Here is a 23,945-nt window from a genome sequence, read left to right as displayed (position 1 = left end):
GGCCGACGTTGCTCGACGTCCGTGCGGTGATCGATATCCGGCCACGGTCGGTCGTCGTGACGGCCTCGTCGGTTCGGGGGTCAGGGCTTCTTGAGCAGCAGTTCGGTGTTCCGGTCGTCCGGGTCGCCGGCCAGCGTGGAGCGTGTGCCGGGCGCGTTGAAGGACAGCTCGCGGTACAGCGCGGCCAGCCCGGTCTGGGAGAGGTCGGTGACGTCCGTACGGTACGGGGCGGCCGACTCGATGAGCGTGGTGAACAGCGACAGCGTCCCGTCCCCGTTGTCCACGAGCTCGACGATCCGGGCGAGCTGGGGGAAGTCGATGTGCGAGGCGGTCGAGATCTCCCAGAAGGTGCCGTGCGGGGTGATCCGGTTCTTGTGGCTGTGGCCGTTGATCCACGCCACCGCGTTGCGGTGGCGCTCCAGGACGGAGACCACCTCGTCGCCGCCGTGCCGCTTCTCACCGGGCCGTGCCGGGTCCGGGCGCAGATTGCGCATCGACGCGCTGGTGTGATGGCTGAAAATCAGGGCGTAGTCGTCCCGGTGCTCTTTCAACGTCCGTTCCAGCCAGCGGAGTTGGGCCGTGCCGAGTGAGCCCTCGTAGTGGCCGCCGGGATCGGTGGTGTCCAGGCTGATGCCGATGACGTCGTCGGAGATGCGGAAGGAGTAGTACAGCCGGCCGGTGTCGAGGGCGGCGGCCGTGTAGCCGTGGCCGACGGGACCCGCGCCCTTGTACCGCGGGTCGAGGTGGGCCTCGAGGTACTCGCGCGGGGTGAAGGGGGCGCGCCCCGGATCGGGCGTCACGCTGCGCATCTTGCGCGCGTACTTCTTCAGCAGCTCCTCGAAGTTCTTCCCCTTCGGGTCGAGGCCCTTCTGCACGGCCTTCCACAGGGCGGCGCCCTCGGCCTCGGGCAGCGTCTCCAGTTTGCGGCCGCCGACCGCGAAGTCGGCGAAGAAGCCGCGGCCGGGCGCGTAGCAACCGCCGGGCAGGCCGTCGTGGTTGCCGACGGTGGAGTACCAGGGCATGCGCAGACCGGGGCTGTTGACCTCGCGGATCGCGGCGTCGAGGAAGCCCACGATCCGCGGGAAGCCGAGCTGCTTGTCGCTGTCGCGCACGGCGGAGTCCGGCTGCCAGTACAGCTTCAGTCCGCTGTCCTGCACGCCCTCGTAGACCTTCGGGTCACCGGAGTTGGGGACGATCCGGCCGCCGCTCATCGTGGAGAGGAACCAGTCCAGCTCGGTGCGGGAATTGTTGTCGGTGTTGTCGCCGGTGGTCATGACGAAGGAGAGCGGGGCGCCGGTGACCGGGCCGCCGCGCAGGGGGTTGACCCGCTCGACGAGCGAGACGGCACCGGCGACGGACAGGGCTTCCTGCGGCCGCCAGGCGCTGGCGGTCTGGGAGCGCATGTACTCGTAGCGCAGCGGGTGCTGGACGTCGACCACATGCAGATCGGTGAACTGCACGAAGGAGGCCAGGGCCGTACGGCGGTCCTCACGTCCGGACTTCGCGGCGGCCGGCTCGGTGCGGGTGACACGGGCCCAGGCGGGGCCGCCGGTCAGCCCCCGGTAACTGCCCGACCCGCGCGGCGCGGAGACCGTACGGAGTGTGGTGCCGGCCGTCGAGGGCGCGGCGGACGGTTCGCCGGGGGCACCGGGTGCGGCCCGTACGGCGCGCCGTCCCGCACCGCCCGCTCGCGGGGGCGGGGACGCCTCGGCCTCACCGCCTCCCGGTCCGAACGCGAGGCCGAGCCCCGCTGAGACGCCGACCGCGCCCGCGGCGGCGAGCAGGGAACGGCGGTCGAGGGCGGAGGCGACGGACGTGGTCCGGGACATGCGCTTTCTCCCCGAGTGCGGTGGGCACGGGCGGGGTTCTCCCGCCTCTGGGATGGTTGGCACCCGGGGTGGCCTGAGCTTGAACGACGCAGGAACGAGCGACGCCGATCACCGCACATGGATCACGTTCGAGGCGCACGGCCATCCGCTCCTCGCGTGCCGGAGGCCCGGCGCTCACCGCGTGTTCATTTGGCGGGGTACGCGCTTGCTCCACGCGGTGCGCGCGGGAGGCCCCGAGGCGCCACGCGGCAGGCCCCAGCGGGGCACGTCGCGGCCCGACCGAACGGGACCGGGGAGCGTCCGGTCGGCCACGGCACCGGTACGGATGACGACCACGGGTGACCGCGAGCGGGTTGACTTGCCCTGATTGGCGGCAGTTTGGGGCCGGTGGCGGCTGGCGGAAATGTGCCACGGACTCATTGCGTCTCGGGCAACTCTCCCCAAACACCCGTCCCTTACATAAAAGTTCGGTCATCCGGTTCCGAAATCCGGACCCCCTTTTCCATTTGAGAAGCAGGGATGACCATGCCTTCACCTTCGATACCCGACTCGCCCGAACCCGGGCCGAGACGCACGGTGCGGATCGCGATCGCCGCGGGACTGGTGGCCGCACTGGCCGCGACCGCCCCGATCACCGCACTGGCCGCGGACAGCGACCCTGCCCCGGCCGCCCCGGCACCCGCCCCGGTCAAGTCGGCGGACGACAAGCTCGGTTCGGCCGATGCCGATCTCCTCGCCGAGGCCAAGGCCGACGGCGACAAGAACGTCACGCTGATGATCGCCACGGCTCCGGGCGCGACCGAACAGGTCGCCGGCCAGCTCGACGCGGTCAAGGGCGGATCGGTCGGCAGGACCGACGACAAGCTGGGCTATGTGCGGGCCACCGTGCCCACCGGCAAGGCCGACGCGGCGATCGCCAAGGCGAAGAAGCTCTCCAGCGTCCACGGCATCGATCTCCGCCACGAGATCGCGCTGGACGACCCGACGCCTCAGGCCGACCGGGCCAAGGGCGCGGCGGTGAAGGCGGAGGGCACCTACCCGGCGCCGGGCAAGGACACCCCGGCCAAGAACCCGTACCAGCCGGCCTTCGAGACCGGCGCCGTCGACTTCGTGAAGCAGAACCCGAAGGCGGATGGCCGGGGCGTGACCATCGGCATCCTGGACTCCGGCGTGGACCTCGGTCATCCCGCGCTGCAGAAGACCACCACCGGCGAGCGCAAGATCGTCGACTGGGTGACGGCCACCGACCCGATCGTGGACGCCGACGCCACCTGGCGCCGGATGACCAACCCGGTCAGCGGTCCCAGCTTCACTTTCAACGGCCGTACGTGGACCGCTCCCGCGGGCTCGTACCAGGTCAGCGTCTTCCGCGAGTCGGCCAGCACCGGCGGGGACGCGAAGGGCGACCTCAACCGCGACGGCGACACCACCGACCTGTGGGGCGTGCTCTACGACCCGGCCGCGGGAACCGTCCGCGTCGACCTCGACGACAACGGCGACTTCACCGACGACGACGTCATGAAGCCGTACAAGGACGGCCACCAGGTCGCGTACTTCGGCAAGGACGACCCGTCGACGGATGTCGCCGAGCGCGTGCCGTTCGTCGTGGAGATCCGCAAGGACGTCCCGACCGACCCGTACGGCGGTGACTGGGTCGGCAAGAAGGCCGACTTCGTCAACATCGGCATCATCGAGTCCGAGCACGGCACGCACGTCGCCGGCATCACCGCGGCCAACAGCCTCTTCGGCGGCAAGATGAACGGTGCGGCGCCCGGCGCCAAGCTCGTCTCCTCCCGCGCCTGCACCTGGACCGGCGGCTGCACCAACGTCGCGCTCACCGAGGGCATGATCGACCTCGTCACCAAGCGCGGCGTCGACATCGTCAACATGTCGATCGGCGGCCTGCCCGCGCTCAACGACGGCAACAACGCGCGCGCCGAGCTCTACACGCGTCTCATCGACGAGTACGGCGTCCAGCTCGTCATCTCCGCCGGCAACAGCGGTCCCGGCGCCAACACCATCGGCGACCCTGGCCTGGCCGACAAGGTGATCTCCGTCGGCGCCACCGTCTCCAAGGAGACCTGGGCCGCCAACTACGGCTCGAAGGTGGAGAAGAGCTACAGCATGATGCCCTTCTCCTCGCGCGGCCCGCGCGAGGACGGCGGCTTCACGCCGGTCATCTCCGCCCCCGGCGCCTCCATCAACACCATCCAGACGTGGCTGCCGGGCGCCCCGGTCGCCGAGGCGGGCTACGCCCTCCCGGCCGGCTACGGCATGCTGCAGGGCACCTCGATGGCCTCCCCGCAGGCCGCCGGCGCCTCGGCGCTGCTGCTGTCCGCCGCGAAGCGAGACGACATCGAGCTGCCGCCGGCGAAGCTGCGCACGGCGCTGACCAGCACGGCCAAGCACGTCAAGGGAGTTCAGGCGTACGCGGAGGGCTCCGGCCTGATCGACGTCGTCGGCGCCTGGAAGTCCATCCGGAACAACGCCTCGGCCCATGACTACACGGTCAAGGCCCCGGTCGACACCGCCATCGACTTCGCGCTCAAGGAGCCCGGCTTCGGCACCGGCCTCTACGACCGCGAGGGCGGCCTCAAGGCGAATCAGAAGAAGACGTACAGCATCACCGTCACCCGGACCTCCGGCCCGGACCGCGCGGTGCGCCACAAGATCGGCCTGGCCAACAACGACGGCACCTTCCGCCTCGCGAGCTACGACGAGGTCGACCTGCCGCTGAACAAGCCGGTGACCGTCCGGGTCGAGGCCAAGGCCGCCACCGCCGGACTGCACAGCGCGATCCTCACCGTGGACGACGAGCGCACCGAGGGCGTGGACCGGCAGATCATGACCACCGTGGTCGTGGCCAAGGCGCTCGCCGAGCCGGGGTACACCGTCCCGGTCTCCGGCACCGTGCAGCGCAACAGCTCCACGTCGTACTTCGTGACGGTGCCCGAGGGCGCGAAGAGCCTCGAGGTCGCCATCGGCGGACTGAAGAAGGGCAGCCAGACCCGCTTCATCGCCATCCACCCCTACGGCGTTCCGGTCGACCCGACCTCCACGCCGAACTGCTACAACAACTACGAGAACCCGGCCAACACCTGCCGCCCCGACCTGCGCAGCTACGCGAACCCGCAGCCGGGTGTCTGGGAGATCGAGGTCGAGGCGCGCCGCACGTCGCCTCTGCTGGACAACCCGTACAAGCTGGACGTCACGGCGCTCGGCACGTCCTTCGACCCCGAGGTGAAGACCCTCCCCGAGGCCCAGGTCGGCACGCCGGCCCCGGTCGAGTGGAAGGTCACCAACGGCTTCGCCGCCATCGACGGCAAGCTGAAGGGCGGCTCGCTCGGCTCGTCCAAGTCCGCCCGCCCCTCCATCAAGGAGGGTGAGACCCAGACCACCGAGCTGACGGTCGGCGAGGGCGTCGAGCGTCTCGACGTGGCCATCGGCAGCGTCTCCGACAACGCCGCCGACCTGGACCTGAACGTCTACCGCGACGGCGCGCTGGTCGGCTCGTCCGCGGACGGCGACTCGGAGGAGGCGGTCAGCCTCACGGGACCGGCCGCCGGCACCTACACCTTCGAGGTCATCGGCTACGCGGTCCCCGGCGGCAGCACCGAGTACGACTACCGGGACGTGTACTTCGCGCCCTCGCTCGGCCAGGTCAAGGTCGACGAGTCGAAGGCCGTGAAGCTGGCCAACGGCGCGTCGGCTCAGGTCGCCGCCGAGGTCGTGGTGGGCAGCGCGGCGCCCGAGGGACGGCAGTTCTTCGGCGAGGTCCAGCTCGTCAACGGCCGCGGCACCGCCGCGGGCGTCGGCAGCGTCCGGATCGAGAAGGTCACGCCGTAACCTCCGGCAGGAGCTGCGGCGGCCCGTGAGCGGGCCATGACAGAGGCGGGGCGGGTGTCCGGGAACGGGCACCCGCCCCGCCGGCGTACGGGCACGCGCCCCGCCGGCGTACAGGGGCCCGGACACCGTGGGCGTACGGGCACCCGCCCCGCCGGCGTACGCGCCCCGGCCCCTCGCACCCGTCAGGGGAGCCGCCGACGAGACGCAGGTCACGGGCGTACGGGCCCCCGGCCTGGGTATCCGCCCCAAGGTCGCGTGCCCGGCCGCACGCCCGCTCCCAGCACCCGTCCCCCCGTCCCGGACTCCGGACAATCAGGACAATCGAGTGGACAGAACGGCCTGGCCTCGGCTCATGATGAAAGGCATATGCCGTGCCGGCAGGGCACGCCCGTACCGAGAGGGAATCGCATGAGGGTCGGAATCGTCGGAGCCACCGGGCAGGTCGGGGCGGTCATGCGCGCGATCCTCGTGGAGCGGAACTTCCCGGTGGACGAACTGCGGCTGTTCGCCTCCGCCCGCTCGGCCGGGTCCACGCTGGAGTGGCAGGGCCGGGACATCACGGTCGAGGACGCGTCCACGGCCGACTACACCGGCCTGGACATCGTGCTCTTCTCGGCGGGCGGGGCCACTTCCAAGGAGCTGGCGCCCAAGGTCGCCTCGCAGGGCGCCGTCGTGATCGACAACTCCTCCGCCTGGCGGCGCGACCCCGAGGTCCCGCTGGTCGTCTCCGAGGTCAACCCGGACGCCGCCCGCAACCGGCCCAAGGGCATCATCGCCAACCCGAACTGCACCACGATGGCCGCGATGCCGGTGCTGCGCCCCCTCCACGCCGAGGCCGGCCTGACCGCCCTGGTCGTCGCCACCTACCAGGCCGTCTCCGGCTCCGGTCTGGCCGGCGTCAGCGAGCTGCACGACCAGGCGTCGAAGGTCGTCGCGGAGGCGGACAAGCTCACGCACGACGGCGGTGCCGTGGACTTCCCCGAGCCCGGTGTCTACAAGCGCCCCATCGCGTTCAACGTCCTGCCGCTGGCCGGCAAGATCGTCGACGACGGCCTCTTCGAGACCGACGAGGAGCAGAAGCTCCGCCACGAGTCCCGCAAGATCCTCGGCATCCCGGAGCTGAAGGTCTCCGGCACCTGCGTCCGCGTCCCGGTCTTCTCCGGCCACTCGCTGCAGGTCAACGCGCGCTTCGAGCGGCCGCTGAGCGTCGAGCGCGCCTACGAGCTGCTGGGCGGCGCCCCCGGGGTCGAGCTGTCCGAGATCCCGACCCCGCTGCAGGCGGCGGGCAAGGACGCCTCGTACGTGGGCCGCATCCGCGCCGACGAGACGGCCGAGAACGGCCTCGCCCTGTTCGTCTCGAACGACAACCTCCGCAAGGGCGCCGCGCTGAACACGGTGCAGATCGCGGAGCTGGTGGCCGCCGAGCTCAAGGGCTGAGGCACCGGACACATAGCCGTGGCCGCACCGTCAGGGGTGCGGCCACGGCCTTGTCACGGTCTGCGCACCTCGAACTGGAAGCAGCCGTACCCCAGCGCGCGGACATGCGCCAGCACCACGCCCGGGTCCGCGAACGCCTCGGAGAAGGCCCGGTCGTAGGCATCCGTCGCGACGGCCGCGTCCGGGACCTCCAGCAGCCGCCCACCCACGATGCGGCCCTCCGCGTCATACATCCGCACCGTGCGCAGGGCGCCCGGGTGCGCGAACGGATAGCTCCCGGAGGGCACCGCGCCCGCGCAGTCCCCCGCGTGCACGAAAACCGGGCCCTGCTCGTCGTACGCGCCCGGGTGGGCGCCCGTCCGCGCCGCCCACCGGCGCAGCGGGGCGTACGAGACGAGGGCGATCCGCTCCCCGGGCTCGCTCGGGCGCAGACAGCAGCGCAGCGGCGCTCCGCCCACGCCGTCCGTGAAGGGTTCAGCGGCGTGGCCGGCGTCGTCGCGCCTGCGCAGCCGGCGCACCACCTCGGGCTCGATGGGCCGGGCTTCGTACGTGGTCATGGCGTCAGCCTGGCCGACGCAGTGATCGAATTCCGGCGGCAATACGACGTCGCGTTCCCCGCGGGGTTGGTGGAAGGATGGCGGAAAGTCCGAAAACAAGGAGTGACCGCGTGCCTGGCACGAATCTGACCCGCGACGAGGCGCAGGAGCGGGCGCGCCTGCTCACCGTCGATTCCTACGCGATCGAGCTCGATCTCTCCGGCGCCCAGGAGGGCGGCACGTACCGTTCGGTGACCACGGTGCAGTTCGACTCCGCCGAGGCAGGTGCACAGACGTTCATCGATCTCGTGGCGCCGGCCGTGCACGAGGTCGTGCTCAACGGCACCGCGCTGGACCCGGCCGAGGTCTTCAAGGACAGCCGGATCGCGCTGCCGTCGCTGGAGGCGGGACCCAACGAGCTGAAGGTCGTCGCCGACTGCGCGTACACCAACACCGGTGAGGGGCTGCACCGGTTCGTCGACCCGGTCGACCAGCAGGCGTATCTCTACACCCAGTTCGAGGTGCCGGACGCGCGCCGGGTCTTCGCCTCCTTCGAGCAGCCGGACCTCAAGGCGACCTTCCAGTTCACGGTGAAGGCGCCCGAGGGCTGGACGGTGATCTCCAACTCGCCGACGCCCGAACCGGTGGAGAACATCTGGCGGTTCGAGCCGACGCCGAGGATCTCGACGTACATCACGGCGCTGATCGTGGGCCCGTACCACAGCGTGCACAGCAGCTGGGAGAAGGACAGCCGCACGGTGCCGCTCGGCATCTACTGCCGTCCCTCGCTCGCCGGGCACCTCGACTCCGACGCCATCTTCGAGGTCACGCGACAGGGCTTCGACTGGTTCGAGGAGAAGTTCGACTACGCCTACCCGTTCGCCAAGTACGACCAGCTCTTCGTCCCGGAGTTCAACGCGGGCGCGATGGAGAACGCGGGCGCGGTGACGATCCGCGACCAGTACGTCTTCCGCTCCAAGGTGACGGACGCGGCGTACGAGACGCGCGGCGAGACCATCCTCCACGAGCTGGCCCACATGTGGTTCGGCGACCTGGTGACGATGGAGTGGTGGAACGACCTGTGGCTGAACGAGTCGTTCGCCACCTACACCTCGATCGCCTGCATGGCGCACGCGCCCGGCAGCCGGTGGCCGCACTCCTGGACCACCTTCGCCAACTCCATGAAGACGTGGGCCTACCGGCAGGACCAGCTCCCCTCCACGCACCCGATCATGGCGGAGATCCGCGATCTGGACGACGTCCTGGTCAACTTCGACGGGATCACCTACGCCAAGGGTGCGTCGGTGCTCAAGCAGCTCGTCGCCTACGTGGGCATGGACGAGTTCTTCAGCGGCGTGCAGGCGTACTTCAAGCGGCACGCCTTCGGGAACACCCGTCTGTCGGACCTCCTCGGCGCGCTGGAGGAGACCAGCGGCCGCGATCTGAAGACCTGGTCGAAGCAGTGGCTGGAGACCGCGGGCATCAACATCCTGCGGCCCGAGATCTCGGTGGACGGCTCCGGAGTCGTCACCTCCTTCGCCGTACGCCAGGAGGCCCCCGCGCTCCCGGCGGGTGCCAAGGGCGAGCCCACGCTGCGTCCGCACCGGATCGCCATCGGCGCGTACGACCTCGACGGCCACGGCAAGCTGGTCCGCACCGAGCGGATCGAGCTGGACGTGGACGGCGAGCTGACCGAGGTGCCGCAGCTCACGGGCAAGCGCCGGGCCGCCGTCTTCCTCCTCAACGACGACGACCTGTCGTACGCGAAGGTGCGCCTGGACGCCGAGTCCCTGGCGACCGTCACCCAGCACCTCGGCGACTTCACCGAGTCGCTGCCGCGTGCCCTGTGCTGGGCCTCGGCCTGGGACATGACGCGCGACGGCGAACTGGCCACCCGCGACTACCTGGACCTGGTCCTCTCCGGGATCGCCAAGGAGTCCGACATCGGCGTCGTGCAGTCGCTCCAGCGCCAGCTCAAGCTGGCCCTGGACCTGTACGCCGACCCGGGCTGGCGTCCCCAGGGCCTGGCCCGCTGGGGCGACGCGGCGCTGGAGCAGCTCCGGGCGGCCGAGCCGGGCGGCGACCACCAGCTCGCCTGGGCCCGGGCGTTCGCGGCCACGGCCCGTACCGACGCGCAGCTCGACCTGCTGAGCGGGCTGCTCGAGGGGACCGAGACGGTCGAGGGCCTGACCGTGGACACCGAGCTGCGCTGGGCCCTGCTGGAGCGGCTGGCGGCGACGGGCCGGGCCGACGAGAAGGCGATCGCGGCCGAGCTGGAGCGCGACCGGACCTCGGCGGGCGAGCGGCACGCGGCGACGGCGCGGGCGGCGCGGCCGACCGCCGAGGCGAAGGCCGAGGCGTGGGCATCGGTCGTCGAGTCGGACACGCTGCCGAACGCGGTGCAGGAGGCCGTCATCGGCGGCTTCGTCCAGACCGACCAGCGGGAGCTGCTGGCCTCGTACACCGCCCGGTACTTCGCCTCGCTGAAGGGCGCCTGGGAGTCGCGCAGCCACGAGATGGCGCAGCAGATCGCCATCGGGCTCTACCCGGTGCTCCAGGTCTCGCAGGAGACGCTGGACGCGACGGATTCCTGGCTGGCGTCGGCGGAGCCCAACGCGGCACTGCGGCGGCTGGTCACGGAGTCGCGCGCCGGCGTCGAGCGGGCGCTGAAGGCGCAGGCCGCGGACGCGGCTGCCGCCGACCAGCCGTAGCGGCGGGCTGACGCATCAGCGAAGCGGCCCCGCCCCGGCCTTGAGTGCCGGGCCGGGGCCGCTTCGTCGTACGGGTGCCGGCCGCGTCGTGTACGGGGCGTCGGCAGGCGCTACTTGGTGAGGTTCGCCGAGCCGCCGGACGGCTGCGCCGGGATCGGCGAGGCGTTCGCCGACTGCGGAGAGGACGGGTTGGCCAGCGCGGACGGGGCCGCGACACCCGCGGCCGGATCGGGAGCCGTCTCCAGCGCCGCGTCCTGCGGCAGCCCGCCGACGATACGGATGCCCGCCTCGTCGAAGGCCTGCTTGATCCGCCAGCGCAGCTCCCGCTCCACACCGAGTGCCTTGCCGGGCATGGTCTTGGCGCTCGTGCTGATCACCATCGAGTCCAGCGTCACCGCGTCCAGGCCGAGGACCTCGACCGGGCCCCACAGCCGCTCGTTCCACGGCTCTTCCTTGGAGAGCTGCTCGCCCGCCCGCTGGATGGTGCCGCGGGCCTTGTCCAGGTCCTCGTCGTAGCGGATCTGCACGTCGACGGCGGCGGTCGCCCAGCCCTGGCTCTTGTTGCCGATCCGCTTCACCTCGCCGTTGCGGACGTACCAGATCTCGCCCTCGTCGCCGCGCAGCTTCGTCACGCGCAGACCGACCTCGATCACCTCGCCGGAGGCCACCCCGGCGTCGATGGTGTCGCCGACGCCGTACTGGTCCTCGATGATCATGAAGACACCGGAGAGGAAGTCGGTGACCAGGTTGCGGGCGCCGAAACCGAGTGCTACGCCCGCGACACCCGCGCTGGCCAGCAGCGGCGCCAAGTTGATCTTCAGCACGGAAAGGATCGTCAGCGCCGCCGTGCCCATGATCAGGAACGAGGCGACACTGCGCAGCACCGAACCGATGGCCTCGGAGCGCTGGCGGCGCCGCTCGGTGTTGACCAGCAGCCCGCCGAGCGCGGTGCCGTCGACGGCCTGGGCGGTGCGGTTCATCCGGGCGATGAGCCGGGTGATCGCCCTGCGGACGACCGAGCGCAGCACCATCGCGATGACGATGATCAGCAGGATGCGCAATCCGGCTTCGAGCCAGTCGGCCCAGTGCTGTTCCACGTATCCGGCGGCCTCGGTTGCGTTCTCGTGAGCCTCCCGGAGGGCGGGCGAGTCGGGCGAGGAGGTGCCGTCGGCGAGAAACCAGGACACGGAAAGGACCTTCCTGTGGGACGACCAACCACACTAACGGGGCATCCCATGTCATCCGTCGCTCTGTTCGAGAGAGTGAGCTTTCCGACCAGGGGGAAAACAAGATGTGGTCGAAAACACTCCTGATGCGTTACCGGCACGTGGTGGCGCCGCGACCAGGCATGAGGAGAGACTGAGACCAGATCGTCCCGGCGCGAGCCACGCGCCGCCGGCGTACAAGGAGGCACCCGTGCCGCACGTCCTGGTCCTCAACGCGTCGTACGAGCCGCTCGGCGTCGTACCGCTCCGCCGCGCGCTCATTCTCGTCCTCAACGACAAGGCGATCAGCCTCGAGGACTCCGGCGCCCTGATGCACAGCGCGACCCGTGTCATCCCCGCACCCAGCGTCGTCCGTCTCAAGCGCTTCGTGCGGGTCCCCTTTCGGGGCCCCGTCCCGCTCACCCGCCGCGCCCTGTTCGCCCGTGACGGCGGCCGGTGCGCGTACTGCGGTGGCGTCGCAACCAGCGTCGATCACGTCATTCCGCGCAGCCGCGGCGGGCAGCACGCCTGGGAGAACGTGGTCGCCGCATGCCGCCGTTGCAACCATGTCAAAGCCGATCGGCACGTCGCCGAGCTGGGCTGGCGCCTCAGGCACCAGCCCGCCCCTCCGTCGGGGCTCGCGTGGCGCATCATCGGCACCGGCCATAGGGATCCGCGCTGGCTGCCATACCTGCAGCCGTACGGCGCGGACGACGCGATGGCCCGGATCGACGGCATATCCGCCTGAGGCCGGGCCATCGTCGTACCCGGCCGCCCGGCGGCGGTGCGCCGCTGGGCGGTTCGTCGTGCCGGGAGGGGCGGTTCGCCGGGCCGGCGGGAGCTGTTCGTCGCGCCGGGGCGGGGAGGCGGTCGTGCCGTGCCGGTGAGGCGCGCGACCGCCCCGTCGCCTGCGTCCCCGTGCCCGGGGACGTGCGCCGGACCTGCTGAAAAGGGCCTGCGGCCGTGCGACGCGGCCTAGGGTGGGGCTGTGTCCGAGGCCCATGAACTGACCATGCTGGAACAGGCCGCGGCCGTCCGCCGCGGCGACATCTCCCCCGTCGAGCTCGCGGAGCACTACCTGCGGCGGATCGAGCGGCTCGACGGCGACATCGGGGCGTATCTCACCGTCACCCCGGAGCGGGCGCTGGACGACGCGCGGCGCGCGGAGCAGCGGCTCGCGGGCGGGGGCGGGACGCCGCCGCTGCTCGGGGTACCGCTGCCGGTGAAGGACCTCGACCCCGTGCCCGGCGTGCGCTGGACCCTCGGCTCAGCCGTCTACGCCGACCGCGTCGCCCCGCCCGAGGCCGCCACGCACCTGGTGGAGCTGCTGGAGCGCGCGGGCACCGTCCTGCTGGGCAAGACCAACACCCCCGAGTTCGGCCTCCCCGCCTACACCGAGAGCCGCGTCGGGCCTCCGGCCCGCACCCCGTACGACCCGGCCCTCGGCGCGGGCGGTTCGAGCGGCGGGGCGGCCGCCGCGGTGGCCGCCGGGCTGGCGCCCGCCGCGCCCGGCAGCGACGGCGGCGGTTCCATCCGCATCCCGGCGAGCTGCTGCGGCATCGTCGGCCTCAAGCCCAGCCGCGGCCGGATCAGCCCGGCCCCCTCGGGCGACGTGAGCGGCCTCGCCACGGCCGGTCCACTGGCGCGTACGGTCCGTGACGCCGCGGCCCTGCTCGACGTGATGGCCGGGCCCGTGCCCGGCGACCCGATCCCCGTGGCGGCCCCCGACCCGTCCTTCCTGACGTGGTGCGACCGTCCTCCGGGCCGGTTGCGGATCGCCCGCTGGGCCGAGCCGGACATGCCGGGCGTCACCGTGGAGCCCGAGGTACTCGCCGCGTACGAGAAGACCTCCTCGCTCCTCGCCGAGCTGGGTCATGAGGTGATCGACGCCGAGCAGCCGCTGCGCCCGCACGACCGGGACGCCTTCACGCCGGTGTGGGCGGTGCTGTCGGCCCTGGCCCCGGTGGCACCGGAGCGCGAGGCGGAGCTGATGCCGCTCACGCGCTGGCTGCGCGAGCTGGGCCGGTCCGCGTCCGGCATGGACTTCGCCCGGGCGCTGGCCGCCATGCAGCAGGTGGGACGGCGCCTGGCCGCGGCCGTCGCCCCGTACGACGCCGTGCTGACCCCGACGCTCGCGCGGCTCCCACAGCCCGTGGGGTCGCTGCGGAACGACGAGGACCCGGTGGCGGACTTCGAGGCGCAGATCGCGTTCACGCCGTTCACCGCGCCCTGGAACATCGCCGGGTTGCCCGCGGTCTCACTGCCCCTGGGCTGGACCGCCCGTGGCCTGCCCGTCGGCATGATGCTGGGCGGGCCGCACGGCGCCGAGGGCCCGCTGCTGGCCCTGGCCGCGCAGCTCGAGGCTGCGGCCCCGTGGGCGGACCGGAGGCCCCAGGTGTGGTGACGGGCACCGGCGCACGCCCCCTGGGGCCGCACTCCACCCCGCGCCGCACACCCCCCATAGAGCCGCACTCCCGCGCCGTCAGGAAATCCGCCGCCGTAGACTCACTCCTAGCCGGAAGCTCTGCGCTCGGCGCGGGGTGCGGCCGTGAAATCACTCACGGGGAGCGGGTGTGACCTGCCCCACGTTCCCGAGGGGATCACGTCTGCTCCCGCGATCGCTGGGTAGGCCACTGGTGACCTGCAATCGACGACTCACACACGGAGGCCCCGCGTGGCCGCGTCAGCACCGCTGCTCCTGTCCGCCGCCCATTCCAAACCCGTCGGCCCCCAGGCCACCGAGCCGGTGAACCCGCTCGACCTGGAGGGCCTGTCCGACCCGGACTCCGGACTCGATGGCGCCAGCTCCCGTGAATGGGCCGAGCCCCCGCTCACGAGCGAGCCGCCGCTGGCCGACGCGGCCCCCCTCACCAGCGAGCCGCCGCTCGCCTCCGAACTTCCGCTGACCAGCGAGCCGACCGCCACCGGCATGGGTGCGGGTCTGGAGACCCTGGAGGTCTAGATGGGCCGAGCGCGGCTCGCCGCCCTGCACGGAGTCGCCACCTTCTACGAACCCTCACCCGGGCATCGCATCGATGTCCCCGACGACACCGTCGTCGCCGTACTCGCCGCGCTGGGCGTCGACGCGTCCACGCCGCGCGCGGTCCGTGCGGCCCTCGACGGGCACGCCCACTGGGAGGCGAACCGTCTGCTGCCGCAGACGGTTGTCCTGCGGAGGCCGACCGCTCCGGCCCCCGGGGCCCCGCACCCCGGCACGCCCACGGCCCGTATCGCCGCACCGCCGGCCCGCGGGCGGACCGGGCGCGCACGCCACTCCCAGCGCACCCGGCCCGTACCGGCCCTCCCCGAGGGCACGCTGCTGCACGTCGACACCGAGGACGGCGAGAGCCTCCCGTGGGACGGATCCGCGTTCTTCCGCGGCAACCGTGCCCTGAGGGCGTCGGGCAGTGCCGCGCTCGCCTCGGCGTCCGCCGCCGCGGGCGTCACCTCCTCCGCAGGCCAACTCCCGTTCGGCACCCACACATTGCGCGCGCTGGCCCCCGACGGCCGGTCCGCCCGCGCCACCCTGATCGTCGCCCCCGAGCGGCTGCCCGCGCCCCCGGGGCGCAGTTACGGCTTCCTGGTCCAGCTCTACTCCCTGTTGTCCGCCCGCTCGTGGGGCATGGGCGACCTCGGGGACCTGGCCGAGCTCGCCGCCTGGTCCGGGCGGTCGCTCGGCGCCGGATTCGTGCAGCTCAATCCGTTGCACGCGGCCGTTCCCGGAGACGGACGGCATGCGACCGACCCCTCCCCCTACCGCCCCTCCTCCCGCCGTTTCCCCGACCCGGTGCACCTGCGTGTCGAGGAGATCCCGGAGTACGGGTACCTGGACGGCCCGGCGCTGCGGCGCGCGGCTGAACTCCTCGCCCAGGCCGCGGAGTTGCGGGAGGGCGTCCTACGCGACGACGCCCTCATCGACCGGGACGCGGTGTGGCGGCTCAAGCGGGAGGCGCTGGAGCTGGTGCACGCCGTCCCGCTGAGCCCGGGCCGCCGCGCCGCCTACTCCGCCTTCCTCGAGGAACAGGGCCTTGCCCTGCAGGACCACGCCACCTGGTGCGCGCTCGCCGAGGTCCATGGCTCCGACTGGCACAGCTGGCCGGAGGGCCTGCGCGACCCGCGGTCGGCCCGTACGGCACGGGCGCGCGGCGAACTGGCGGACCGCGTCGACTTCCACTGCCGTCTCGCCTGGCTGACCGACGGACAGCTCGCCGCCGCGCAGCGGGCGGCACGCGACGCGGGTATGGCCATCGGTCTCGTCCACGACCTGGCGGTCGGGGTGCACCCCGGCGGCTCGGACGCCTGGGCGCAGCAGGACGCCTTCGCCGCCGGGATGTCCGTGGGTGCTCCCCCGGACGCGTTCAACTCCCGGGGACAGGACTGGGGTCTGCCGCCGTGGCGCCCCGACGCGCTGGCCGCCTCCGGCTACGCCCCGCCGCGCGACCTGCTGCGCGGACTGATGCGCCACGCCGGCGCGCTGCGCATCGACCATGTGATGGGGCTGTTCCGGCTGTGGTGGGTGCCGGAGGGCCGGGCGCCCACCGAGGGGACGTACGTCCGCTACGACGCGGAGGCCATGCTCGGCGTACTGGCGCTGGAGGCCCACCGGGCGGGCGCGGTCGTCATCGGGGAGGACCTCGGGACGGTCGAGCGCGGCGTACGGGAGACGCTGGCGGGCCGCGGCGTGCTGGGCACGTCGGTGCTGTGGTTCGAGCGCGACTACGCGGCGGAGGAGAAGGAAGCGGATGCCCTGCGGGGGCGGTCCGGGGAGGCGGAGGCACCCGGCGCGGAGTCCGTGGCCGCCTCGGTGACGGCGGCCGCTCCGGAAACGGTCGGCGGGTGTGCGGAGCCGCCGCGGGGCGGGGCCGACGGAGCGAAGGGCGGCGAGCCCGAACCGGCCCGGCGCGCACGGCCGTTGGAGCCCGCGGCATGGCGGTCAGCCTGCCTGGCGACCGCCACCACGCACGACCTGCCGAGCACCGCGGCCCGGCTCACCGGGGACCACGTCGGACTGCGGCACCGGCTCGGGCTGCTCACCCGTCCGCTGGCGGCGGAGCAGGCCGAGGACTCCGCCGAGGTCGCGGACTGGCTGGAGCTGCTCGACCGGATGGGTCTGCTGCCGGAGGGGAGCGGGGACGAGGAGGGCGCGATCAAGGCGGTCCACCGGTTCCTCGCGGCCACCCCGGCGCAGATGGTCGGCGTCTGGCTGCCGGACGCTGTCGGGGACCGCAGGCCGCAGAACCTGCCGGGGACCTGGGACCAGTACCCCAACTGGCGGCTCCCCGTCGCCGATGCGGACGGGCGGCCGGTCACGCTGGAGCAGCTCGCGGCCTCCCCGCGGCTGCGCGAGCTGATCGCGGAGCTGGCGGAGCGCGTACCGCCGCCTGTGCCGGGCGACCGCCCCGCGCGGAGGAGCGGCTGAGGCGGAGCGCGAGCGACCGCGTACGGCGGAGGGACGCTGAGCCCGTACGGCGTTGGGGCACCCCGGGCGCGCGGGGTGCGGAGGCGCCCGCTACGGTGAGCCTGTGGACAAGAAGAACGCCGTGCGCGCCGGAGTCGTCACCGCCGGTTCCGCGCTGATGATGCTGCTGATGTCGTCTCCCGCGCTCGCTGTGACGCCCGACGACGGCGACGACCCGGGCCCCGGGCTGAGCGTCGTCCAGACGCTGGGCCTCTTCGTCGGCCTGCCGATCCTGCTCTTCGTGGTGATCGCGGGTCTGGTGATGGTGGGCGACAAGTCCCACAAGCAGCAGAGCTGACGGCAGCGCCGCCGCCTGGCGCAGCCACCTGCCGACACGTCACGGTCGAGGGCGCCTCCCGCTCGTTCTGAGGACGAGCCGGGGAGGCGCCCTCGTTCCGTTCCGCGCCCCTCTCGCGCTCCGGGTCCACCGCGTTCCGCTCCAGTGCCGTCGCACCCCGCCATTGACGCCCCCTCACGCCTCGGCCTAGCGTTCTTCGACAACAGGAAACCTTCCTAACAGTGCGCGACGGCGGAGGGCGGGCATGGCCGTGACACCGGGGACGACGCCGAGACCGGGGGCCGCGCCGGGCACGCCTCAGGTGCTGCGGGCGATGAACGACCGCGCCGCGCTCGATCTGCTGCTGGAGCACGGACCGCTCTCCCGTGCCCGTATCGGCACACTCACCGGACTCTCCAAGCCCACCGCGTCGCAGCTCCTCTCCCGTCTCGAATCGGCCGGGCTCGTGATCGCGACGGGCACCAGCGAGGGCCGCCCGGGGCCGAACGCCCAGCTCTACGCGGTCAATCCGGCCACCGCGCACGTCGCCGCGCTCGATGTGACACCCGGCCGCATCCTCGCCGAGGTCGCCGACATCACCGGCCGCACCGCCGGCGCGTACGAACTCAGGACGCCGGGCCGCCGCGCCGGCGGCGCCGTCCGCCAGGTCGTCGACGCACTCGACGGCGCCGTCAAGGCCGCGGCTCTGACCCGCGCCGATCTGCGCCGGGTCGTCATCGGCACCCCGGGCGCCTTCGACCCCGGCACCGGACGGCTGCGCTACGCGAGCCATCTCCCCGGCTGGCACGCCCCCAGCCTCCTCGACGACCTCGCCGCGGCCCTGCCGATGCCGCTGGAGTACGACAACGACGTGAACCTGGCCGCGGTCGCCGAGCACCGGCTCGGCGCGGCACGCGGCCACGACGACTTCGTCCTGCTGTGGAACGAGGAGGGCATCGGCGCCTCGATCGTCATCGGCGGCCGTCTGCACCGCGGCCGGACGGGCGGTGCGGGCGAGGTCGGTTTCCTCCCGGTGCCGGGCACTCCGCTCGTACGGCAGGTGGCCCGGGCCAACAGCGGCGGCTTCCAGGAACTGGCGGGCGCCCGGGCCGTACGGATCATCGCGGACGAGCTGGGACTGCCCGTGCCCGAGGGCCCGGACCGGCAGGTCGCTGCGGAGCTGCTCGCCCGGGCTGCGTCGCAGGGTTCCGGGTCCACGGCCCCCGCCGAGCTGCTGCGGCGCTTCGCCACCGGGCTGGCGACCGGGCTCGCCTCGATGGTCGCCGTCCTCGACCCCGGGCTCGTCGTCCTGTCCGGCGGGGTGATCACCGCGGGAGGAGAGCCGCTGCGCGCTCTGCTCCAGGCCGAGCTGGCTGAGCTGGCCGTGCCCCGCCCGCGTCTCGTCCTGGGCACCGTCCGCGAACGGCCGGTCCTGCGCGGTGCGTTGGAGAGCGCCCTCGCCACCACGCGCGACGACGTGTTCGACACCTCCCGCTGATCCCCCGCCCCCCGTCGGCCTCCCCCACTCCCGACACCGCCCGAGCCCCCTCGCCGCGACCGCCGGCGGGAGGCGCACCGCCCGAAGGGTTGGAGCGATCCATGAAACTCGCTGTCGTGGGTGGCGGATCCACCTACACGCCCGAGCTGGTCGACGGGTTCGCGCGACTGCGCGACACCCTTCCGGTCTCCGAACTGGTCCTCCTCGACCCGGCGCAGGACCGGCTCGGACCGGTCGGCGGGGTCGCCCGGCGCATCTTCGCCCGCCAGGGCCATCCGGGCCGCATCGTCACCACCTCCGACCTCGACGCCGCGGTGGACGGTGCCGACGCCGTCCTCCTCCAACTGCGCGTCGGGGGGCAGGCCGCGCGCGAGCAGGACGAGACGTGGCCGATGGAGTGCGGCTGCGTGGGGCAGGAGACGACGGGCGCGGGCGGGCTGGCGAAGGCCCTGCGCACCGTGCCCGTCGTCCTGGACATCGCCGAGCGGGTGCGCCGCAGGAACCCGGACGCCTGGATCGTAGACTTCACCAACCCCGTGGGCATCGTGACGCGCGCGCTGCTGCAGGCCGGTCACAAGGCGGTCGGGCTGTGCAACGTCGCGATCGGATTCCAGCGGAAGTTCGCGAAGCTGCTCGGCGTACGGCCCGAGGACGTCCACCTCGATCACATCGGGCTCAACCACCTGACGTGGGAGCGGGGCGTGCGCGTCGGCGGGCCCGGCGGAGAGGACGTCCTGCCCGCCCTGCTGGACCGGCACGGCGACACGATCGCAGACGACCTGCGCCTGCCGCGCTCCGTCCTCGACCGGCTCGGTGTCGTCCCCTCCTACTACCTGCGCTACTTCTACGCGCACGACGAGGTCGTCCGGTCCATGCGGACCCGGCCGTCCCGGGCGGCGGAGGTGGCGCGGATGGAGCGCCGTCTGCTGGAGCTGTACGCCGATCCGTCGGTCGACGAGAAGCCCGCGCTCCTTGCGGAACGGGGCGGCGCGTTCTACTCCGAGGCGGCGGTGGACCTTGCGGCGGCGCTGCTGGGCGGCGGCGGGGGCCGCGTCCAGGTGGTCAACGCCCGCAACGACGGCACCTTCCCCTTCCTCCCCGACGACGCGGTGATCGAGGTCCCCGCACGCGTCACCCCCGCCGGCGCCGAGCCGCTGCCGGCCGACGCCCCCGGCCCGCTCTTCTCCGGCCTGATCGGGCACGTGGCGGCGTACGAGGACCTGGCGCTGGAGGCGGCTCTGCGCGGCGGGCGCGACCGGGTGTTCACCGCGCTCCTCGCCCACCCGCTGATCGGCCAGTACGCACTCGCGGACGCCCTCACCGACCGCCTGCTGGCGCACAACCGGGAGCATCTGGCGTGGGCGTGAGGGGTCCGGCCGCGGCCGTGCTCGCGATCGACGCCGGGAACACCAAGACGGACGTGGCACTCGTCGGCGCCGACGGCCGCGTCCTGGGCACCGCGCGCGGGGGCGGATTCCGCCCGCCGTCCGCGGGCGTCGGCCCGGCCGTCGACGCGCTGGCGGCGACCGTTGGGGAAGCGGCCCTCGCGGCGGGACGGCGCAGGGAACGCGCAGGGCCGCTCGCCGCGCACCTCTCCGCCTGCCTGGCCAACGCCGATCTCCCGGCCGAGGAGCGGGAGTTGGGGCAGGCGCTGCACGCGCGCGGCTGGGCCACCACCACCTGCGTGCGCAACGACACCTTCGCGGTCCTGCGGGCGGGCACGGACGCCCCGCGTGGTGTGGCCGTCGTCTGCGGCGCGGGCATCAACTGCGTCGGCATGCTGCCCGACGGCCGTACCGCCCGCTTCCCCGCGGTCGGGCGCCTCTCCGGCGACTGGGGAGGCGGTGCCCATCTGGCGGAGGAGGCGCTGTGGTGGGCGGCGCGTGCCGAGGACGGCCGGGGCGAGTCCACCGCGCTCTCCACCGCACTGCCCGCGCACTTCGGGCTGGACACCATGGCCGCGCTGATCGAGGCGCTGCATCTGCGGAGGCTTCCGGCGGGGCGCAAGCACGAGCTGACTCCGGTGCTCTTCGCCACGGCGGCCGACGGCGACGCGGTCGCCCGGCGCATCGTGCACCGGCAGGCGGACGAGGTCGTGGCCATGGCCACGGTCGCCCTCGACCGCCTGGGGCTGCTGACGGCCGCGGCGCCCGTCCTGCTGGGCGGCAGCGTGCTGGCCGCGCGCCACCCCCTGCTGCACGACCGCATCACCGGACTCCTCGCCGCGCACGCCCCGAAGGCGGTGCTCCGCGTCGTCACCGCGCCACCGGTCCTGGGCGCCGCCCTGCTGGGCCTCGACGCCACGGGCGCGCCGCCGGAAGCCGCGGCACAGCTGCGCTCGTCCTACGGCGCCGCCTGAGGCACGGCGCAGTTGCGCGGCGGCTCCTTCCCCTCCGGCCAGGCCACCCCCTCGAACGTGAGCTGGTCCGACGCCGGGTCCAGGCGGACGACGGAGGACGCCTTGTCGTAGGGGTTACCCGCGTTGGTGAGGCAGATCCAGCCGCTGGCCCCCTGCACCCGGGAGGCCAGGTTGAGGTGGGCGAAGTCCTGCTTGATCCGCTCGGTGGAGGGGACTTCGGCCTTGCTGATCGACGCCGCCTTCGCCAGCGCCCGGGTGGCGGTCAGGACGACGTCGTGGGTGGCGATCGTCCTGCCGTCGTCGAGCCGTACGGGCCCCATGTCCCCGACGGCCCGGATGGCGTCCTTGAGTTCGTTCATCGCGTCCTGGGGCTCGGCGAGGTGGCGCGGGCGGTCCTGCCGGCCGTGCTTCCTCCCCTCCTTCGCGGCCTTCTTCTCCCACTTCCGCACCTCGGCGTCCCAGGCGTCGGGGTGAGCGGGGGCCGAGTACCGCACGGACACCGAGGGTTTGCCCGTGCCCGCGTCGCCGCGCAGCAGGTCGCGCTCCTCCGCGTTCAGGCGCTGGCCGAGGCTCGTCGCGTCCGACCCGGTGATCACGGTGTAGGACTTCTTGCCGGCGCAGTAGGTGCCCGCGAGCTTCTTGACGAACAGCTCCAGGTGGAAGGCGCGCCCGGCGAAGTAGACGACCCGGGCACGGGACTGGCAGATGTTGCGCGCGAAGTCCTCGAATTCGTTCGGGGTGACCCCTTCCGTCTCGGTGCCCTCGGACCGGAACGTCATGTCCTGCACGCCGTGCGCGCCGTCCGTGCGGTCGCCGCGGGCGCGGGTGAACGCCGTCCAGAGCGACCGGTTGTAGTTGTCCTTCGGCCGGGTGTCGGCGACGAGCGCGGTCTGCTCGCCCGCCAGCCCCGGATCGAAGCCGAGCAGCGCACGCGCCTGGTCCTCGCTCGTGGAGACGACCCGGGCGAGGCCCGGATACGGGTCCTTGTCGCGGTCGCGGCCCTCGGGGTTGGCGAAATCGCCCGAGGTGACGAGGCTGGCGACGACCGGGATCCCCAGGTCCTTCGTCACATGGGTCATGGCGTCGCGCGTGTTCTCCAGGCTGAGGTTGAACCCGGCGATCACCCGCAGCCCGGGCTCGTTCCGTACGAGCGTGTCGACCGTGTGCCTCCAGGACCGGTAGTCCCGCCCGGGGTTGGCGAGGACCAGACGGATCGGGGGCTTCGCGGCGTCGGCCTTGTTGGCCTGGTACTGGGCGAGATACGCGCCCTGCACCTCGCTGAGGATCTGCTCCTGCACGGCGGAGTTGTCCGACTCCATGGGGATCATCAGGGCGACCGTGGCGTGCTTCTTGTCCGCGACCCGCTGGTTCTCGGCCTCGATGCGGCCGAAGACCTCGTCCATCCCCTCGACCTCGGGCATGAACACCCCGGTGCCGTCCGAGACCCCGACGCAGTCGCGGCCGTGGACCTCCAGCCCTTCGCCGCAGCTCGCGGGGCCCTCGGGACCGAACAGCCCGTACACCCCGTAGGCCACGGCCAGGACGGCGACCGTCGAGAGGGCGCCGAAGGTCACCGGCCCCAGGCGGGTGAAGCGCGGCCTGCGCTCCGGGGGCTCGCCGACGGCCGGCGGGGCGGGCGGGGCCGTGTCCCGCGCGGCCGGCGCCACCCGCAGCAGACGCCCCGGCAGCGGAACCTCCTTGCCCTGTCTGCGCTGTTCCGCGGCCCGGGCCCGGCGGGTGAACAGCTGGGGGATCCGGCGCTCGAGATCGGCCACGGGTACGGGCTCGTCGGCTCCGCGATCGGGCGTGGCACCGCCAGGCTGCGCGGTGGTGACGACGACGGGGTAAGTCCGCAGATTGCGGGACTCCTCGTCGTAGGCCGTCAGCAGGGCGTCCCGGATCGCTCTGCGGGCGGGAGCGGTGTCCACGCCCGGCAGCAGGATCACCGGCCTGCGCGCACGGTTGAGGCGGCGGAAGACGCCGAAGTGCGCGTCGATGTCCGCGAGCAGCGCCTCGACGAGCAGCAGTGTCTTCTCCTGCTCGGACTTCTCGCGCCAGGTGAGCAGCTCCCGGAAGACCTCGCGGGACGGGTGGCCGTCCAGCTTCGGGAAGCGCTTCTTCCGGTACCAGTGGACCGTCCGGCGGTGCGGGAACCGGAGGGCGTCGACGGCCCAGCCGCCCAGGGCGAGGATCCAGTTGACGTTCTGCGGGGCGTGGTCGGGGCCCAGTCCCTTGAAGCGTCGGCGCAGCTCCAGCAGGATGTGGCGGCGCTCGCGCGCGATGGCCTGTTTGACCATGAGGGCCAGCCCGTCGACGTGCTCGGCCGGCATGCCCCCGTCCTCCGGCTCCCACGCGTAGAAGGCCGCGAAGGCCGCCGCGAAGCGGGTGAAGACGATGGGTAAGCGGTAGGCGGGGCGGCCGTCGTAGCCGCAGCCCTGGGCGATGGCCAGGAGTTCGGTGGCGATCTGCCGCTCTCGCGACTCCATCGGCGGCAGCGTGCCGGGGCTGTTGACCGGCAGGACGCCCCGGTAGGTGTCGTGGTACCGCTCGGTCCAGGCGAGGCCGGCGTGCTCCCCGGTCTCGATCTGGAGGATCAGCCCTCCGCCGGACCTGCGCCCCAGCCGGACCCTCCGCCGGCGCAGCCTGTCGCGGACCGCCAATTGTGCGAGTACGGCGTCCAGTTGCTCTTCCACGATACGACCCCCGTCCCCGTACGGCTCCCGCCGCACGGTCCCCGTGACCCTCGATCCGGGGAGCACTATAGAGACGTACGTCACACGAAGCAGGGC

Annotated in this window: 15 protein-coding genes; 11 read left to right on the top strand and 4 right to left on the bottom strand. The window is 72.8% G+C overall.

The genetic code is table 11. The features are described from left to right. Positions 1–80: 80 nt before the first annotated feature. On the bottom strand, positions 81–1,829 hold the full coding sequence (locus ABZ822_RS09945; protein WP_360849733.1) for a TIGR03767 family metallophosphoesterase: 1,749 nt from the start codon (positions 1,827–1,829) through the stop codon (positions 81–83). Between the two features lie 525 nt (positions 1,830–2,354). Here ABZ822_RS09945 and ABZ822_RS09940 point away from each other — a divergent pair. Together ABZ822_RS09940 and ABZ822_RS09935 are read left to right on the top strand one after the other, a co-directional pair. Next, complete coding sequence (locus ABZ822_RS09940; RefSeq protein WP_360849730.1) at positions 2,355–5,675, top strand: S8 family serine peptidase; 3,321 nt, start codon at positions 2,355–2,357, stop codon at positions 5,673–5,675. 408 nt (positions 5,676–6,083) lie between these two features. Beyond that, a complete protein-coding gene (locus tag ABZ822_RS09935; protein ID WP_360849727.1) occupies positions 6,084–7,112 on the top strand; it encodes an aspartate-semialdehyde dehydrogenase in 1,029 nt (342 codons plus the stop codon). A 53-nt stretch (positions 7,113–7,165) separates the two neighbouring features. On the opposite strand, the gene ABZ822_RS09930 is transcribed toward ABZ822_RS09935, so the two are convergent. Beyond that, on the bottom strand, positions 7,166–7,669 hold the full coding sequence (locus ABZ822_RS09930; protein WP_360849724.1) for a DUF1203 domain-containing protein: 504 nt from the start codon (positions 7,667–7,669) through the stop codon (positions 7,166–7,168). Positions 7,670–7,779: 110 nt separating this feature from the next. Here ABZ822_RS09930 and pepN point away from each other — a divergent pair, with 110 nt between their 5' ends. Beyond that, positions 7,780–10,359, top strand: a complete 2,580-nt coding sequence (gene pepN / locus ABZ822_RS09925) for an aminopeptidase N (RefSeq protein WP_360849721.1) — start codon at positions 7,780–7,782, stop codon at positions 10,357–10,359. A gap of 110 nt (positions 10,360–10,469) precedes the next feature. Here pepN and ABZ822_RS09920 read toward each other — a convergent pair whose 3' ends face one another. Beyond that, positions 10,470–11,546 (bottom strand): mechanosensitive ion channel family protein, encoded by a 1,077-nt coding sequence (locus ABZ822_RS09920; protein ID WP_360849718.1) that lies wholly within the window; start codon positions 11,544–11,546, stop codon positions 10,470–10,472. Positions 11,547–11,775: 229 nt separating this feature from the next. Between ABZ822_RS09920 and ABZ822_RS09915 the strand changes: the two genes are divergently transcribed. The 8 genes from ABZ822_RS09915 (at position 11,776) to ABZ822_RS09880 (ending at position 21,156) form a co-directional block, all read left to right on the top strand. Then, entirely contained in the window at positions 11,776–12,312 is a 537-nt protein-coding gene (locus tag ABZ822_RS09915; RefSeq protein WP_360849715.1) for an HNH endonuclease, read from the top strand. Between the two features lie 240 nt (positions 12,313–12,552). Then, entirely contained in the window at positions 12,553–13,968 is a 1,416-nt protein-coding gene (locus tag ABZ822_RS09910) for an amidase (protein WP_360849712.1), read from the top strand. Positions 13,969–14,238: 270 nt separating this feature from the next. Beyond that, complete coding sequence (locus ABZ822_RS09905) at positions 14,239–14,526, top strand: hypothetical protein (RefSeq protein ID WP_360849709.1); 288 nt, start codon at positions 14,239–14,241, stop codon at positions 14,524–14,526. Then, entirely contained in the window at positions 14,527–16,983 is a 2,457-nt protein-coding gene (malQ, locus tag ABZ822_RS09900) for a 4-alpha-glucanotransferase (protein WP_360849706.1), read from the top strand. It begins immediately after the preceding gene. 103 nt (positions 16,984–17,086) lie between these two features. After that, entirely contained in the window at positions 17,087–17,320 is a 234-nt protein-coding gene (locus tag ABZ822_RS09895) for a hypothetical protein (protein WP_360849703.1), read from the top strand. Between the two features lie 244 nt (positions 17,321–17,564). Then, a complete protein-coding gene (locus tag ABZ822_RS09890; RefSeq protein WP_360849700.1) occupies positions 17,565–18,797 on the top strand; it encodes an ROK family transcriptional regulator in 1,233 nt (410 codons plus the stop codon). Between the two features lie 101 nt (positions 18,798–18,898). Continuing rightward, the gene (locus ABZ822_RS09885; RefSeq protein ID WP_360849697.1) at positions 18,899–20,164 is read left to right on the top strand and encodes a 6-phospho-beta-glucosidase; all 1,266 of its coding nucleotides are present in this window, start codon (positions 18,899–18,901) and stop codon (positions 20,162–20,164) included. Beyond that, complete coding sequence (locus ABZ822_RS09880; protein ID WP_360849694.1) at positions 20,155–21,156, top strand: BadF/BadG/BcrA/BcrD ATPase family protein; 1,002 nt, start codon at positions 20,155–20,157, stop codon at positions 21,154–21,156. Before ABZ822_RS09885 ends, ABZ822_RS09880 begins: the two co-directional genes overlap by 10 nt. Here ABZ822_RS09880 and ABZ822_RS09875 read toward each other — a convergent pair. Next, the gene (locus tag ABZ822_RS09875) at positions 21,141–23,849 is read right to left on the bottom strand and encodes a hypothetical protein (protein WP_360849691.1); all 2,709 of its coding nucleotides are present in this window, start codon (positions 23,847–23,849) and stop codon (positions 21,141–21,143) included. The genes ABZ822_RS09880 and ABZ822_RS09875 overlap by 16 nt on opposite strands. Positions 23,850–23,945: the final 96 nt, after the last annotated feature.

The organism is Streptomyces sp. NPDC047108, from assembly GCF_040643575.1.
GTDB lineage: Bacteria > Actinomycetota > Actinomycetes > Streptomycetales > Streptomycetaceae > Streptomyces.
Note: the sequence above shows the minus strand (reverse complement) of the source record. Positions and strands in the feature narration are given on the sequence as shown.